At 48.3% G+C, this 15,146-nt stretch carries 11 protein-coding genes; 8 read left to right on the top strand and 3 right to left on the bottom strand.

Annotated features, from left to right (window positions below; all coding sequences use genetic code 11):
* Nucleotides 1–3: 3 nt before the first annotated feature.
* The 7 genes from DFQ01_RS03820 to DFQ01_RS03790 all read left to right on the top strand — a co-directional run bounded on the left by DFQ01_RS03820 (nucleotide 4) and on the right by DFQ01_RS03790 (nucleotide 9,555).
* Nucleotides 4–1,539 carry a sugar ABC transporter ATP-binding protein gene (locus tag DFQ01_RS03820; protein WP_110042555.1) on the top strand — a complete coding sequence of 512 codons (1,536 nt, stop codon included), beginning with the start codon at nucleotides 4–6 and terminating at the stop codon, nucleotides 1,537–1,539.
* Complete coding sequence (locus tag DFQ01_RS03815) at nucleotides 1,536–2,582, top strand: ABC transporter permease (protein ID WP_110042554.1); 1,047 nt, start codon at nucleotides 1,536–1,538, stop codon at nucleotides 2,580–2,582. Before DFQ01_RS03820 ends, DFQ01_RS03815 begins: the two co-directional genes overlap by 4 nt.
* 3 nt (nucleotides 2,583–2,585) lie before the next feature.
* Nucleotides 2,586–3,575, top strand: a complete 990-nt coding sequence (locus DFQ01_RS03810) for an ABC transporter permease (protein ID WP_110042553.1) — start codon at nucleotides 2,586–2,588, stop codon at nucleotides 3,573–3,575.
* Between the two features lie 69 nt (nucleotides 3,576–3,644).
* A complete protein-coding gene (rhaS, locus tag DFQ01_RS03805; protein ID WP_110042552.1) occupies nucleotides 3,645–4,712 on the top strand; it encodes a rhamnose ABC transporter substrate-binding protein in 1,068 nt (355 codons plus the stop codon).
* A gap of 168 nt (nucleotides 4,713–4,880) precedes the next feature.
* The gene (locus tag DFQ01_RS03800) at nucleotides 4,881–6,485 is read left to right on the top strand and encodes a response regulator (RefSeq protein ID WP_110042551.1); all 1,605 of its coding nucleotides are present in this window, start codon (nucleotides 4,881–4,883) and stop codon (nucleotides 6,483–6,485) included.
* A gap of 42 nt (nucleotides 6,486–6,527) precedes the next feature.
* Nucleotides 6,528–8,297: a sensor histidine kinase gene (locus DFQ01_RS03795; RefSeq protein ID WP_110042550.1), complete on the top strand. Its 1,770-nt coding sequence runs from the start codon at nucleotides 6,528–6,530 to the stop codon at nucleotides 8,295–8,297.
* Between the two features lie 13 nt (nucleotides 8,298–8,310).
* Nucleotides 8,311–9,555 carry an ABC transporter substrate-binding protein gene (locus tag DFQ01_RS03790; RefSeq protein ID WP_110042549.1) on the top strand — a complete coding sequence of 415 codons (1,245 nt, stop codon included), beginning with the start codon at nucleotides 8,311–8,313 and terminating at the stop codon, nucleotides 9,553–9,555.
* A gap of 118 nt (nucleotides 9,556–9,673) precedes the next feature.
* On the opposite strand, the gene DFQ01_RS03785 is transcribed toward DFQ01_RS03790, so the two are convergent.
* From DFQ01_RS03785 to DFQ01_RS03775, 3 genes are all read right to left on the bottom strand, one after another.
* Entirely contained in the window at nucleotides 9,674–10,564 is an 891-nt protein-coding gene (locus DFQ01_RS03785) for a carbohydrate ABC transporter permease (protein WP_110042548.1), read from the bottom strand.
* Nucleotides 10,565–10,579: 15 nt separating this feature from the next.
* Nucleotides 10,580–11,470 carry an ABC transporter permease gene (locus DFQ01_RS03780; RefSeq protein ID WP_110042547.1) on the bottom strand — a complete coding sequence of 297 codons (891 nt, stop codon included), beginning with the start codon at nucleotides 11,468–11,470 and terminating at the stop codon, nucleotides 10,580–10,582.
* Nucleotides 11,471–11,561: 91 nt separating this feature from the next.
* Nucleotides 11,562–13,211: a type 2 periplasmic-binding domain-containing protein gene (locus tag DFQ01_RS03775; RefSeq protein ID WP_174812563.1), complete on the bottom strand. Its 1,650-nt coding sequence runs from the start codon at nucleotides 13,209–13,211 to the stop codon at nucleotides 11,562–11,564.
* Between the two features lie 428 nt (nucleotides 13,212–13,639).
* Between DFQ01_RS03775 and DFQ01_RS03770 the strand changes: the two genes are divergently transcribed.
* A complete protein-coding gene (locus DFQ01_RS03770) occupies nucleotides 13,640–15,088 on the top strand; it encodes a SulP family inorganic anion transporter (RefSeq protein ID WP_245946538.1) in 1,449 nt (482 codons plus the stop codon).
* Nucleotides 15,089–15,146: the final 58 nt, after the last annotated feature.

The following is a 15,146-nucleotide window of genomic DNA, read 5'->3' as shown; positions in this document are numbered from 1 at the left end:
ACAATGGCAGAGACGGATTATGTGTTGGAGCTGAAAGGGATTTCGAAAATTTTCCCAGGAATTAAAGCACTCGACAATGTGTACTTCAGATTGAAGCGTGGCGAGATACATGCGCTTATGGGCGAGAATGGTGCCGGTAAGTCAACCTTTATAAAGGTCATTACAGGTGTTTATACACCGGATGAAGGCGAAATCTATTTGAATGGCACGAAGGTGGATTTCCGCAATCCGACGGACGCCAAGAAAATGGGAATCGCTGCGATCTATCAGCATGTAACCTGCTACCCAGATCTCAGCGTGACCGAAAACATCTTCATGGGTCATGAAAAGGTAGAGAAAGGTACGCGCCGCATCCGATGGAAGGAGATGCACGAGGAGGCCGCTCGATTATTGAATGAGCTGGGAGCAACCTTCAGCCCGAAGACCTTGATGGGTGCGCTGAGCGTCGCCGAGCAGCAAATTGTTGAAATCGCGAAGGCGTTGTCCACGAATGCGAAGATTATCATTATGGACGAGCCGACCGCAGCGCTCTCGAAGACGGAAAGCGAAGAGCTGTACCGAATTGCTGAGCGTTTACGCGACAATGGAGCGTCTATTATTTTCATCTCTCACCGTTTCGAGGATATGTATCGGTTAGCTACGCAAGTGACGGTTTTCCGGGACTCCAAATACATCGGCACCTGGAACGTCAATGAGATTTCGAATCCAGACTTAATCGTTGCGATGGTCGGTCGTGAAATTTCTCAGCTCTTCCCGAAGAAAGAGACTACGGTCGGAGAAGAAGTGCTGCGTGTAGAAGGGATCGGCAAAACGGGTTATTTCGCGGATGTATCCTTCCAGCTTCGCAGAGGTGAGATTCTTGGTCTAACGGGTCTGGTAGGTGCGGGCCGAACGGAGGTTTGCGAGACGATCTTCGGCATTTCGCAGATTGATAAAGGAACCATCTTCTTCAAAGGTGCAAAAGCACAGTTTAAGAGCCCGAGAGAGGCGATGCGCCAAGGAATCGGCTACTTGCCCGAAGATCGGCAGAAGCAGGGGCTTGTTCTTCAATGGGGAATCGGAAGGAATATTACGCTGCCTGCGTTAGAGCAGTTTTCAAGTAAGGGTGCTCTTAACCACCGCAAGGAATTAGATCTGGCCAAACGCCTTGCCGAGAAGGTCAGCGTGAAGGCGAAAAGCGTATTCGATCTGGCAAGCTCGTTGTCAGGCGGCAACCAGCAGAAGGTTGTGTTCGCTAAGCTGCTTACGGGCGAATTGGATGTGCTGATCTTGGATGAGCCAACCAAAGGGGTGGATGTTGGCGCGAAATCGGCCATTTATGAGATTATTAGCGACCTGGCTTGCGCAGGGTACGGAATCATTCTTGTCTCCTCTGAAATGCCGGAAATTCTAGGTATGTGTGACCGTGTCGTTGTTATGCGGGAAGGAAGAGTTACAGCCCAATTGGACCGAGACGGTCTAACGCAGGAAGCCATCTTAGAGGCGGCTATGGATGACAGCGCTGCCAATACACCATTGGATAGGAGGGCGGGAGCATGAAGACGGTAACAACGCAGGCCGTCCCGAACAAGAGCTCAGTTGGCAGCGGCACAGCTGGAGGCTCCATCAGCGCCTCCTTCTCGAAATTCAGAGAGCTAGGGCTGCTTGCCTTCATTGTTATTTTATCGATTGGCGTGCAGATTCGTAATCATAGTTTTCTTACGCTGGAGAATTTGAATGACATCGCAACGAATACAGCGATTCTTAGCATTCTAGCGGTGGGCATGATGCTCGTTATTATTACGCGGGGCATCGATCTCTCGATCGGAGCGACACTTGCTTTATCGGGGATGAGCGCAGCGCAGATGGTTAGTCATTATCCAGGGCTTCATCCGCTGGCTGCCATTGCAATCGGTGTTGGAATCGGACTTGCCTGCGGGATGCTGCTTGGCGTCCTCGTCGCTTGGGTCAACATTCTGCCGATCATTGCAACGTTAGGCATGATGAATGTATTCAGAGGGATGACGTATCAGGTAAGCGGAGGCAAATGGGTGAGTGCGCATCAAATGCCCGAAAGCTTCAAGCAGATTGCGACGGGCTCGATGTTTGGCGTCAACAATTTGATCGTCATAGCGCTTCTTATTTATCTCGTGTCTTATTACTTTATTAATTACACCAAGACTGGCCGACGCATCTATGCGGTTGGCAGCAACCCGGATTCGGCCAAGATTAGCGGGATTCATAATGAGAAAATTCTCTGGCTTGTCTATACGATCATGGGCGGCTTATCAGGCTTGGCCGGCGTGCTGTGGGTATCCAAATATGCATCTGCACAAGGGGATACGGCGGTTGGTTACGAGCTTAGCGTTATCGCGGCCTGCGTGCTTGGCGGCGTTAGCATCGCTGGGGGTGTTGGCAAGATCTCCGGCATCATTCTTGGTTCGGTCTTATTAGGTATTCTGAACAATGCGTTGCCGATGATTAATGTCTCACCATTCTGGCAAACGTTCATTCAAGGCGCCATTATTGTAACCGCTGTCTTGATCAACGCGCTGGTGAAGCGGGGCATCGACCGCAACAACCTGATGAGGAGGAAAATTTGAGCTATGGAACCTAGAACAATCGCGAACGAGAAACCATTCTCGCTCAAAGGCTATTTTCTCCAATGGGAATGGCTGCTGGTCGTGCTGCTGCTAGCGATATTCGTGATGAACGCGAATCTATCGGAATACTTCCTGGATTACAACAATCTGCGAGATGCCACGATGGGGTTTCTCGATAAAGCATTCATAGTTCTGCCAATGGTCTTCATCATCATGATGGGCGAAATTGATATTTCTGTCGCATCCATTGTTGCATTGACCTCGGTCATCATGGCGGATCTGTATAGTCGCGGCATGCCGATGGAATTCGCCGTTGTGATCTGCTTAGTTGTTGGCGCTGTGTGCGGATGGATTAACGGCATGCTGATCGTGAAATTCAAAGAGCTGTCCTCCGTTATCGTAACGCTGTCGACCATGATCATTTATCGCGGCATCGCGTACATTCTGCTGGAGGATCAGGCGGTTGGCAAATTCCCATCATGGTTCAAGTTCATGGGGTGGGGATATGTCGGAACGATACCGTTCATTCTCGTTGCATTCGTTATATTCGCAGCTGGATTTGGCTTTCTTCTTCACAAAACAGCATTCGGCAGACGCGTGTATTCGATCGGCAATAATGCGACAGCGAGTCATTACTCCGGTGTCGATGTCGACCGGATTAAGGTATGGGTATTTACGCTTGCAGGTCTGATGTCCGCCGTAACCGCCTTGTTCCTTACATCTCGGATGGGGAGCACGCGTCCTAATATCGCCAATGGATACGAGCTAGAAGTAATCGCTATGGTGGTGCTGGGCGGTATCAGTACGTCAGGAGGCAAAGGAAGAATGATTGGTGCCATCCTCGCCATCTTCCTAATTGGCTTCCTTCGGTACGGTCTTGGCCTTGTCAATGTCACGGCTCAGACGCTGCTCATCATTCTTGGACTGTTATTGATTTTCTCGGTTGCCATTCCGCAGCTTAAGCGTCGCAAAGGCGCAGCTCGCAGGCTTTAGCTCTCGATACATTCGATCATTGATCGCTTGTATATATTACAGGGGACAACAAAGGGGAGGAAACAACAAATGAAGAAAGTGTTGATTACGGTTTTGTCGGTTGTCATGCTGATGGCGATGCTCGCGGCATGCGGAAGCAAAGGATCCGATGAAGGTTCAAGCTCATCCTCAACTGGCAAAGAAAGTACGGCATCAGATACAGGAGGCAAGAAAAAATTCGCAATCATTTTCAAAAATACAGGCAATCCGTACGGCGAGAAAATGATGGAAGGCTACAAGAAAGCGATTGAGGAGCTCGGCAACGAGGTTATTCTCAAAGCGCCTGACCAACCGACGGCTGAAGCCCAAATCGCAATGGTCGATGAGCTTATTTCGCAGAAGGTCAGTGCCATCGCCATCGCAGGCAATGACCCCGATGCGCTGCAGCCAGCATTGGAGAAAGCGATGTCAGCAGGTATTCAAGTGCTCTCGCTTGACTCTGCTGTTAATGCGCAGAGCCGTAAGGTTCACGTGAACCAAGCCGATCCAGAGCGCATTGGCCGTACGTTAGTGCAAGGTATGGTAGAGATGATTGGCGGATCGGGCGAAATTGCCATTCTGAGCGCAACCTCGCAAGCGACGAACCAGAATCTGTGGATCGAATGGATGAAGAAGGAGCTTGAAGATCCTAAATATAAGGATGTCAAATTGGTTAAGGTTGCTTATGGCGACGACCTTCGCGATAAGAGCGTATCCGAAACGGAAGCGCTGCTCAAATCTTATCCGAATCTGAAAGGCATCATTGCTCCGACAACGGTTGGTGTTGCTGCTGCCGGTAAAGTGCTTACGGATAAAGGTCTCAAAGGCAAGGTTCAACTGACGGGCCTTGGCTTGCCTAGTGAAATGGCCGAGTACATCGAAAGCGGCGTATGCCAATGGATGTACCTGTGGAACCCAATCGATGTGGGCTACCTCACAGGATATGCGGCGGATGCATTAGTGAAAGGAACCATTACGGGCAAGGTAGGCGACAAAGTGACGGCCGGTACGCTCGGCGAGAAAGAAATCGTTCAAGACGGTGACGGGACGCAAATTATGCTTGGAGATCCATTCAAATTCGATGCGACAAACATTGCGGAGTGGAAATCGGTTTATTAATAAGTGAGAAAACCCGCGAGAAGGGCACTTTACATGAGTGCTCTTCTCGCGGGTTTTATTGCGCTATCGTACAGTTAATCATAGGAGTCGCACACGACTTGGGCAGGAAATCAGCGGTGGCTACCGAATAAGTAGAGCAAAAAAAACGCGGTAAATCGAGGGATTTCGATGTATAAATTGATGATTGTCGACGACGAATTGCTAATGCGGATCGGGATTCGTTCTTTGCTGGAGTGGGAGGAGCACGGTTTCCAACTGGTTGGAGAAGCCGAGAACGGCAAAGAAGCGCTGGAGATCGCGCTTGAGACTTTCCCGGATTTGATCATTACCGATATCAAAATGCCTCTTATGGACGGACTAGCATTAATACGTGAAATATCGAAGCGGCTGCCGTCCTGTAAATATGTCATTCTGAGCAACTATGACGAGATCGACTATGTCAAGGAGGCGCTTAGATTAGGTGCCTTGGATTATTTGATCAAGAGCGAGATCTCGCCTGCGACGCTCACGGAGCTGCTCACCCGAATTCGCGGGAAGCTGCTCTCGGAAGTTAGCAGCCGGGACAATCTATTCTCGGCACCGCTTCATTATACGCAGAGCTTGACGCATCTGAAGGAGAACTTTTTCAAGGACTTAATCAGCGGTCTGCCGATCGGCGAGGAGGCTGCCGATAGGGCGGAGCAGCTTCAGGTTCGCTTGAAGCCGCAGCAGCTTGCGATTATCAAATGCAAAATCGACCAGTTCGAGCTAGTAAAGAAGAAATACAAGGAACAGGATGAAAAGCTGCTGCGATTCTCGATCTTGAACGTCATGGAAGAGGTAATTCCCTCCAGGCAGAGCATTGAGATCATCGTAGAGAGTTCATCCGAGTATTTGGTCATCCGAAACGTACGCTTGGCGGACGAAGAGTTGTGGCGCAAGGATATCGAGAAGTTGTGCGGGAAGATTTTAGGTTCCATGAAGGATTTTATGAATCTGTCCTTTTCGGTCGGCGTAAGCACGGTTGTTCCTGATCTGCTGGCTTTGAAGAGAGGTTATTGGGAAGCGGATGCCGCTTGGCGGCATCGTTTCTTCTTAGGAACAGGCCGCATTCATTTCTTCGATAACACCATGAAGGGCTGCGAACGAACGAGCAATCTCTATACGTTGAATCGAGATCGCGAGTACGAGTTTCGGCATGTTCTAGAGCGCAATAGCAGCGATCAGCTGAGCAAACTTTTGGATGCATTCCGCAAGGAATTAGAGGACGTCCGGGCTGACGAGAACGCGATCCGCAAAGCCTATCTTCTGGTGCTGGAGCTCGTCAACAGTCAATTTGCCCAAGCTTCCAGGGCGCTTCTTCTGTCCGAAGGGAAGACGCCTTATGATGCGGCATCAACCGCCGAAACATGGAATGACCTTCACGAACTCGTGCTGGATTATGCGCTGCAATGTCTGCAGACGAATGGTCTGTCGAAGGAGAAGCTTACGTATGCGGATATGGCCGTCGACATTATCCATCAGTATTACGCAGAGGACATCACGCTGCAAAGCGTAGCCAGCCAGATTAATGTGAATCCCTCCTATTTGAGCCGAGTGTTCAAGCAGGAGAAGAATGAGAATTTTGTGTCCTATCTAACTCGTATTCGAATCGAGCGGGCGAAGTCTTACTTAGAGAATCGCACGTTGCGCGTATATGAGGTTGCGGATAAGGTTGGTTATCACAATTACACGTACTTCAGCAAGATTTTCAAGAAGATCGTTGGTGTGAGTCCTGAAGAATATAGGGGTTAACAGCAGGGGGAAGGCTTCCGACGGTGAAGATAGGGGGACGGGATGAGAAGAAGGCTGCAGTTCATCAGCATTAAGACGAAGATTATAACCATTTGCCTCATCGTCATTATTGTCCCGATCTTTGTAATGACGGTTAATACCTATACATCCTCGCAAGGACTGTTGGAGCGTAAGTACACGGACTTGCTTACCGACCTTGCTAAGCAAAGCAATATACGAATTGAGGAGTACTTGAACGAGGTAGAGAAAATCTCGCTTGTCTCAAGCTACGGGCTGAACAGCAGTGTCTCCGTATCGAGTCAAGAAAGCTTTCCGATTCAGGAATATTTGCGGCAAGGAAGTGAATCAAGCGAGAATGCGGCTTACAGTTCCCTAATGAATTATATCGCGATGAAGGACGGCATGTTCTCCATTTATATTTATAATTTGCATAATGGCCATGATCTATTTGTCAGCTCTACGGACGTCGATTACAGTTTCAGTGCGAGGGGCCAAGAGTGGTTTCGACGCTTCGTTGCTTCGTCCAGCAAGGTCATTACACGGAACACCTATCCTGACGAACAGCTGAAAAGCAAGCCGCTTGCGATCACACATGCACGCAAAATCTTCGATATGGCGTCCGGAAAACTGATAGGCGTTATGGTGGTCAGTATCGATATCCAATTCATCGATGCTGTAAACAGCAGGTTGCAGGAGGCGATCCGTTCGAGGTTCACGATAGTGGACGGGGATAATAATGTGATCTATAACGCGGATTTGGAACGAATCGGTTCTAAAGCCGAACCGTCTATGCATCCTGATTCATCCCATAGTATCGTCGTGGAAATTCCTTTTGACGGAGAGAAATGGACTACTTATCTGTATATGCCCATGAGCGAATTATCCATTGAGGGTGAGCTGCTGCAAAGAAATAGCTTCCTTCTTGCTGGGGTGCTGATCCTGTTTACCGCAGTTGTCTCTATCCTGTTGTCCAACATTATTACGCGTCCAGCTAAGAAGCTGATGAGTAATATCGCGTTGGTTGAGAGGGGCCAGTTTGAGCAAGTGGAGGATATCGGATCGCGCGATGAGTTTGGTTTGCTATCTATTCGTTTCAACAAAATGGCTTATGAAGTTAAGATGCTCATAGAACGGGTGCAGCTGGAAGAGATGGAGAAGTCGGAAGCCGAAATGCGTGCCCTTCAGTCCCAAATCAATCCGCATTTCTTGTATAATACGCTGGGATCGGTTAAGTGGATCGCTTCTATGCAGCGAGCGGATAAGATTGTTGATATGACGGAAGCGCTGATCTCAATGCTGCGCTATACAGCGAGGGCCGAAGGATCAATGGTGAAAATTCGAGAAGAGTTAGAGAACTTGAACAATTACATCACTATTCAAAATGTTAGATATTATAATAGAATTCAAATGATCAGCGAAGTCGACGAGGAACTGTTTGAACTTCTCATGCCTAAGCTCATTCTTCAACCGATCGTTGAGAATGCAATTTTTCACGGATTAGCGGAGAAAGAAGAGGACGGCATCATTACGCTTCGGATGGATCGAGAAGGCCATCATGTTAGAATCGAAGTCCGGGATAACGGAGTCGGAATGGATGAAGAAACGGTTCGGAGCCTCAGGGCTAGCTGGACAGAGCGCCAAGATGGAAGCAAGGGAATCGGATTATATAATGTGAATCGCCGCCTGCAGCTTCATTTCGGACAGCAATATGGCATTGAAGTAGAGAGTGAGTCAAGCAAGGGAACCGTATTCCGATTTATTATGCCAGAAGTTACGATCAGCAAAGAGGAAGGTACACGCAGCGATAGATAGGGGGGACGCATGAATGACATGGAAAATTGCGGCTGGATGTCTGTTCATGATGCTGGCTGCAGGCTGTGGCGTTGCCGAACAGAGAGGAATCGATGTCCATTCAGCGGATGAGCAAGAACCTATCGTGCTGCGATATACAAGCTTTGCGCTTGGGTCCGCTCAAACAGAAGCGATTGCCGAATTCGAGAAGCAGAACCCGGACATCCGGATCGAGATGGATTATATCCAGAGAGTCATATACACGGCGGGCTTGAAGACGAGACTATTGGGGGGAGAACCGATAGATGTGTTCGACGTCTGGTCACCGAGTCTTTTTGAAGAAGTTCGAAGGCTTGATGATTCTGTGTATCTTGATTTAACCGGTTCGGAATTTCTAAGCGATTATCTTCCTTCCTCTTTGGAAGCGGTAACAATCAAAGGAAAGGTGTATGGCGTACCAGGTGTTATGCACACGGACGGGCTGCTCTACAATAAGACAATGTTTGAGGAACTGGGATTGCAGAAACCGCATACGTGGGCAGAATTTCTGCAGGTGTGCGAAAGCCTGAAACAACACGGAATCATTCCTATAGCGCTTAACTCCGAATGGTGGGTTCCACAGTTTCTGTTCGGATCGATTATGTCCAACAATGGGGCCGATGCTTCTTGGACCCGAAAATTGGAGAACGGTGAGCTGAAGGTGAACAATCCAATTCTTGTCGATGCCATGAAGAAGACCAAGGAGATTATTGACAGAGGTTATGTACCGGAGGATTGGACGACGTTGAAGTATGATCAGTCCATCGATATGGTTGGAAGAGGCAAGGCAGCGATGATCATTGACGGAACTTGGGACCTTAGCGATATGATCGCGCAAAATCCGGAACAGAGCATCGGCTTCATGATGGTGCCTGGCGATGGGCAGATGGTACCGAATCTCAATGTTGGTTCATATAAAGTGATTAGTGCCGCAACCAAACATCCAGAAGAAGCGAAACGCTTCCTGGCATTCATGAACGGAAGAGAAGTTCAGGAAGAAGTGGCGAGAGAGGCTTTAGCGGTTCCGTCGATTAAGGAAGCACAGGTAGACGATCCTGTCGTTCGTCAGCTAGCTGGTATTATTACTAGCAAAGATGCTGCATTGTATTGGCCGCACACTATATCGACTGAATCCCTTCAAGTTTCACTGCTTGAAATGATCAATCGTTATCTGAAAGGCGAAGCGCTGGATCAAGTACTGGACGAAATGCAGTCTGTGATTGACTCCGCAAAAAAATAACCTTTCGAATATGCATGATTCCATAACGCGAGAAGGGCTTATCGTATTTACACATACGATGAGCCCTTCTGTTGTTGCCTCATAAGAATTTATAAGAAAGACCTCGATAGAGGGTTGCTCACCCCTTCACGCTTCCGAGGACAAGACCGGTTGTGAAATATTTTTGGAGGAATGGATAAACGGCTAGAATCGGTAGCGCTCCAAGGAACAACTCGGCAGCTCGTCCAGTTCTCGCATTCATCTTGGATAACAACTCTGTATAATCGGTTCCTGACTTCATCATGATCTCGTCAAAGTTGAGCAACAGCGTCTGCAGATAGCTCTGTATCGGATACTTGGACATGTCGTTCATGTAGATGATGCCATCAAACCATGAATTCCAGTGACCTACTATACTGAATAGACCGACAGTAGCAAGTGCCGGCTTGAGAAGCGGCAACAAGATTCGGACTAGAACCTGCAGTGGGCCAGCGCCATCGATGACCGCCGATTCTTCGATTTCTTCCGGAAGCCCTCGAATGAAGTTCATTAGAATGATCATGCTGAATACGGGCAACGCCCCAGGAAGGATAAGCGCCCATATGGAGTTGATGAGACCCGTCTTCACCACTACTAGGTATGTCGGGATCAATCCGCCGTTAAACAGCATAGTGATCATAAAGAAGGCCATATACAGATTTCTTCCCATCACCTTGCTTTTCGTTTTGGACAAGGGGTAAGCGGTTAGTACCAATAAGATCAAATTCACAGCGGTTCCCAGAATGACTCGCTCCACCGAGACCCAGAGAGCCGTAATAAATCGATCCCCCGACAAGGCGAATTCGTAGGCTTTCGTCGTAAAATCGACTGGCCAGAATGCAACTTCTCCGGCTGATACGGCAGCGCTGCCACTGAAGGAAACGGCCAAGAGATTAACAAAAGGCAAAATGCATAGGACAGAGGTTAGAAGCAGAAAGATATAGTTGAAGACTAGAAATGCTCTTCTGCTTAAACTTCGATCTTGAACCATATTCGAGCACCTCCTTTAGAATATGCGATATCCGGCAACTTTGTTGGCAAGTACATAGGATAGGACAATCATGATACAAGATACGACAGATTTGAATAAGCCGACTGCCGCGCCAACCGAATATTGCGCTTGTTGAATACCGAGGCGGTAGACATAGGTATCGATAATGTCGCCAGATTGATAGACAATCGGCGAGTAAAGATTATAGATTTGATCAAATCCCGCATTCAGAACGTTGCCCAGCGATAAGACGGACATCAGGACGATCGTCGGCATAAGCAGCGGCAGGGTAATATGAAGGGTCTGCTTCCAACGCTTTGCACCATCGATCAGAGCCGCTTCGTACAGACCCGGATCTATACTCGTTAAAGCAGCCAGATAGACGACGGTCCCGAAGCCGAAGCCCTTCCAGATGTCGCTGACAATCATCGTCCAAGGGAATATGGAAGGACTGCCAAGAAACGATACGGGCTTTATACCAAAAACGCTAAGAAAGCTGTTGATGATCCCGTCTGAACCTAGAATATCGAGTAGAATACCCGCCATGATAACCCAGGAGAGGAAGTTCGGGATATAAACTAACGTCTGGAAGGTACGTTTCACAGCGCTGTGAGCGACTTCGTTCAGCAGAATTGCGAAAGTAACGGGGACGATAATGCCCCCAATGATTTTGAAGAAAGACATATATAAAGTGTTCCAGATTGTCCGCACGAAGTTGGGCTGGTTAAATACATGTTGGAAATTGTCCCACCCGACCCACGGGGAGTGGAAGCCGAGACCGGGGTTATATTTCTGGAAGGCGATGACCAGTCCATAAAAGGGGATGTAGCTGAAAATAAATACGAGAAGCACGCTTGGAATCAACATTAGATGATAGGCCTTCTGCTGTCTTAGTTTATGTAACATGTCGTAAACCCTCCATTTCTATAGGACAAGCGTCTAGAGGATGCAAAAGAGGAGAGCGAGGTTGCCCTCGCCCCCCTTTCATGCAAGCTGATTATCCTCCGTATGCCTCGTTAACGGCTTGGGTCGCTTCATCTCCGCCTGCAGCTTGCCATGCTTTGACCAGCTTATCGAAGTAGTCGACGCTTTCTTTGCCCATAATAATCTTGGTGAAACCTTCTTTCAGAAGATCGTTCAAGGTAGAACCATAGTTAATAAGCGCTTCCGGTGTCGCTCCCCATAGTGCGGTTTTAATGTATTGGTTATTGTCCAGAACCTGCTTGGCTAGTCCGTAAGCGGGTTTTGGAGAACCTTGTTGCAGATAGTCGCCCGTCGACGATGGTGTAGCGTTCTTCATGAAATCTACACTGTTGTTGTACTTCTGCCACATGCCGCTGGTCGTAAGACCGGACGTGTCATTGGACTTCAGCGCTTCGGTCACATGTTCAAATTGCTCATAATCGGAGTTCGGATTGAGCACGCGGAATGCCCCGACGACGTGAGCCATGTCTTTATCGAGTAAAGCGGACAGCTTCTCTTTACTTTCCTTGCCGTACCCTTCGTCAACGATGTAAGCATAGTAGTTGAGCAATTTAAGCACCGCTTCAGGGTTCTTGGATTTCTTGCTTACGACAGTGTAGCTGCCATTGGCGAAGAAGATCGATTGAGTTGCAGGCGTACCGTCAGCGGTTGGAATCAAATACGGATAGAAAACAGCGTCTTTGCCCTGATTCGTAACGGTATCAACACCTGGATTGTAGCCCCACCATTGGTAAAATGGCTGCATGCCGACCTTGCCGGCCACGACGTTTGCATTCATCTTAGCGAAGTCTTTAACCGCAAAATCAGGGTCGATGATGCCTTGCTTATACCAGTCGGCGTAAGCTGCAAGCGCGGTCTTCATTTCAGGTTGAACCGAGCCGTACACAATTTTGCCGTCAGATCCTTTCATCCATACACCTGGATGAGCATTCCATGCGATGGCAAGCAGGTTCAAATATTCGAGCGACTGGTCGACAGCGATACCGTAACCGCCATGTTTCTCCATGAACTTCAACGCGATGTTCTTGACGTCGTCAATCGTCTTCGGATCGGAAAGTTCAAGCTCTTCCTTCCAATCGTTTCGAATCCAGATATAGTCGGGTTGATCGATCAGACCCCAGTGCATTTGTGGGATGCCGTACAGTCGACCATCGCGCATACCTGATTTGTAGCTGTCTTCATCAGCTTGCATATAGCCCTTCAAGCGGTCTGATGCGTATTGGTCGAATACATCCGTAAGATCATAGATCATGTCGGCATCGATAAGTTGTTGCAGCTGAGCTGCGTTGACGTGGAAGACGTCTGGAAGCTGATTGGACGAAATCGCGAGATTGAGCTTCGTATCATATTCGTCACTGACCCAATCCGTAACGACGTTGATATTGAATTTTTCTTTATAATCTCTGATCCATTCATTCTTCGTAACATTGTCGCCTTCCGGATAACTTGCGGAAGCTGATTCGCTCGTTACGGTATGAATGGTAACCGTATCTTTGTAGGCGCCGAAAGCAGGGTCTACGTTATCATCGGCGATCTCGGATGTTGTATTTGGATCCTCCGACTGGGATGTATCCTTGTTTGATGAATCACTGCCGCAGGCAGCTAACGAGATAACCAGACTTGCCATTAAAACTAAACTTGTAAGTTTCTTGATCTTGACCATATGAACCCCCATTTACTTGTAATTGGCGATATCAACCATTCTTATTGTGTGGCTTGTCTAAACTTGCCTCGCCTATTTTCTTGAGTGATTAATCGCCGGTAGGGTCATTGTAGTGCAGGTGTCTGGTCGTTTAAAATCAACGTTCTTTACCGTCATGTTTGCTTTCTTTACTTCCAGATAAGGAGCAGGAGGCGAGCGGAGCCGCTCTTGCAATTCCTTTACTTATTGATTCACTTCTTTTACTTGTTTGGATAATGCGTATTCCGGCCTTCCAATATTTGATATAGAGAAAAACACGCATCGTATGTATAATGGAGAACGTTGACTATCGGACCCGACTTTTCTGAGAGTGGAAAGTCATGCGTACTTACTTTGTTGCATCCTATCTGAGCGGACAAATAAAGATTGAAGGAGTGGGAGTTTTTTTGCTGTACCAAAAACTGAAAAATGCTTGGCTTTTCAACGTAAGAAGGGACTTGCTGTCTGGGATAACCGTTGCGCTTGCACTGATCCCGGAGGCGATTGCGTTCTCCATTCTTGCTGGCGTAGACCCGATGATCGGTCTGTATGCTTCATTCTGTATTGCCGTTACGATTTCAATCGTCGGAGGTCGGATGGGGATGATTTCGGCGGCGACTGGCGCTATGGCTTCCTTAATGGGACCGCTAGTGGCTAAGCACGGAATCGAGTATCTATTCGCAGCGACGATTTTGACGGGTATCATTCAGTATTTGCTCGGAGTGGTGAAGTTCGGCAAGTTCATCACGTTCATTCCGCATTCGGTCATCACAGGCTTCGTGAATGCATTGGCCATTATTATCTTCATGGCGCAATTTCCGAGCTTCGAGGATGCGAACTGGGTCATGTATGTGATGGTTGCGGCGACGCTGGCGATTATTTATTTGCTGCCGCTAGTAACGAAAGCTGTCCCTTCTGCACTCGTAGCGATTATCGTTATGACCATCGTATCGATTTCGCTGCACCTTGATTTGCGCACGGTTGGCGATATGGGAGCAATTACGCAGAAGCTGCCGTTCTTCCATCTTCCTGACGTTGTTTTCTCCTTGGATATGCTGTGGACGATTCTGCCGATCTCGCTTGCCCTTGCGGTCGTAGGGATTACAGAGTCGCTCATGACGGCAACGATCGTGGATGAAATGACGGAAACGAAGAGTGATAAGAATAGAGAGGTCAAAGGACAAGGCATCGCGAACGTCGTCTCCGGCTTGTTCGGAGGGATGGCAGGCTGCGCGATGATCGGACAAACCGTCATTAACGTGAAGTCAGGTGGTCGTTCACGTCTGTCTACGCTCGTATCCGGCGTCTTCCTGCTGTTCTTGATCCTAGTATTAGGCAATGTAGTGAAGCAAATTCCGATGGGGGCACTCGTTGGCGTTATGTTCATGGTTTCGATCGGTACGTTCGATTGGAACTCTATAAGAACACTAACGAAGATCCCGCGCAGCGACGCTGTTATTATGGTTGTTACGGTAGCGGTTGTTGTTACGACCTCTGACCTGGCGATCGGTGTGATTACAGGTGTTATCCTGAGCGCGCTTAACTTCGGGTGGCGTCTGGCACACATAAAGGCGCACGCATCGATGAACAACGGGAAGAAAACTTATCGCATTACCGGTCAGCTCTTCTTCGGAACGATGACGCAGTTTGTAGATTTGTTCGATTTCCGCAACGATCCGGAATCCGTCGTCATTGATTTCAGCTCTTCGCATGTATGGGACCATTCGGCTGTTACGGCTATCGCGAAGACCATTGCGAAATATGAGCAGTTGAATAAGAAAGTCGAGGTCATCGGCTTGAATGAAGAAAGTAAGAAGTTAATCGAGCAGGTTGGCCTTGCAGTGCCAATGAATCATTAAATAGAACAAGCACGCCTCGGGTTTAGCGCCCAGCGTGCTTTTTTTTGTTCATCCAACG

This window comes from Paenibacillus cellulosilyticus (genome assembly GCF_003182255.1).
Lineage (GTDB): Bacteria > Bacillota > Bacilli > Paenibacillales > Paenibacillaceae > Paenibacillus_T > Paenibacillus_T cellulosilyticus.
Note: the sequence above shows the minus strand (reverse complement) of the source record. Positions and strands in the feature narration are given on the sequence as shown.

Excerpts from the sequence above, each read along its gene's own strand:
- rhaS (WP_110042552.1), top strand. The coding sequence starts at position 3,645 with ATGAAGAAAGTGTTGATTACGGTTTTGTCGGTTGTCATGCTGATGGCG.
- DFQ01_RS03795 (WP_110042550.1), top strand. The coding sequence starts at position 6,528 with ATGAGAAGAAGGCTGCAGTTCATCAGCATTAAGACGAAGATTATAACC.
- DFQ01_RS03800 (WP_110042551.1), top strand. The coding sequence starts at position 4,881 with ATGTATAAATTGATGATTGTCGACGACGAATTGCTAATGCGGATCGGG.
- DFQ01_RS03775 (WP_174812563.1), bottom strand. The coding sequence starts at position 13,211 with ATGGTCAAGATCAAGAAACTTACAAGTTTAGTTTTAATGGCAAGTCTG.
- DFQ01_RS03815 (WP_110042554.1), top strand. The coding sequence starts at position 1,536 with ATGAAGACGGTAACAACGCAGGCCGTCCCGAACAAGAGCTCAGTTGGC.
- DFQ01_RS03785 (WP_110042548.1), bottom strand. The coding sequence starts at position 10,564 with ATGGTTCAAGATCGAAGTTTAAGCAGAAGAGCATTTCTAGTCTTCAAC.
- DFQ01_RS03810 (WP_110042553.1), top strand. The coding sequence starts at position 2,586 with ATGGAACCTAGAACAATCGCGAACGAGAAACCATTCTCGCTCAAAGGC.
- DFQ01_RS03780 (WP_110042547.1), bottom strand. The coding sequence starts at position 11,470 with ATGTTACATAAACTAAGACAGCAGAAGGCCTATCATCTAATGTTGATT.
- DFQ01_RS03820 (WP_110042555.1), top strand. The coding sequence starts at position 4 with ATGGCAGAGACGGATTATGTGTTGGAGCTGAAAGGGATTTCGAAAATT.
- DFQ01_RS03790 (WP_110042549.1), top strand. The coding sequence starts at position 8,311 with ATGACATGGAAAATTGCGGCTGGATGTCTGTTCATGATGCTGGCTGCA.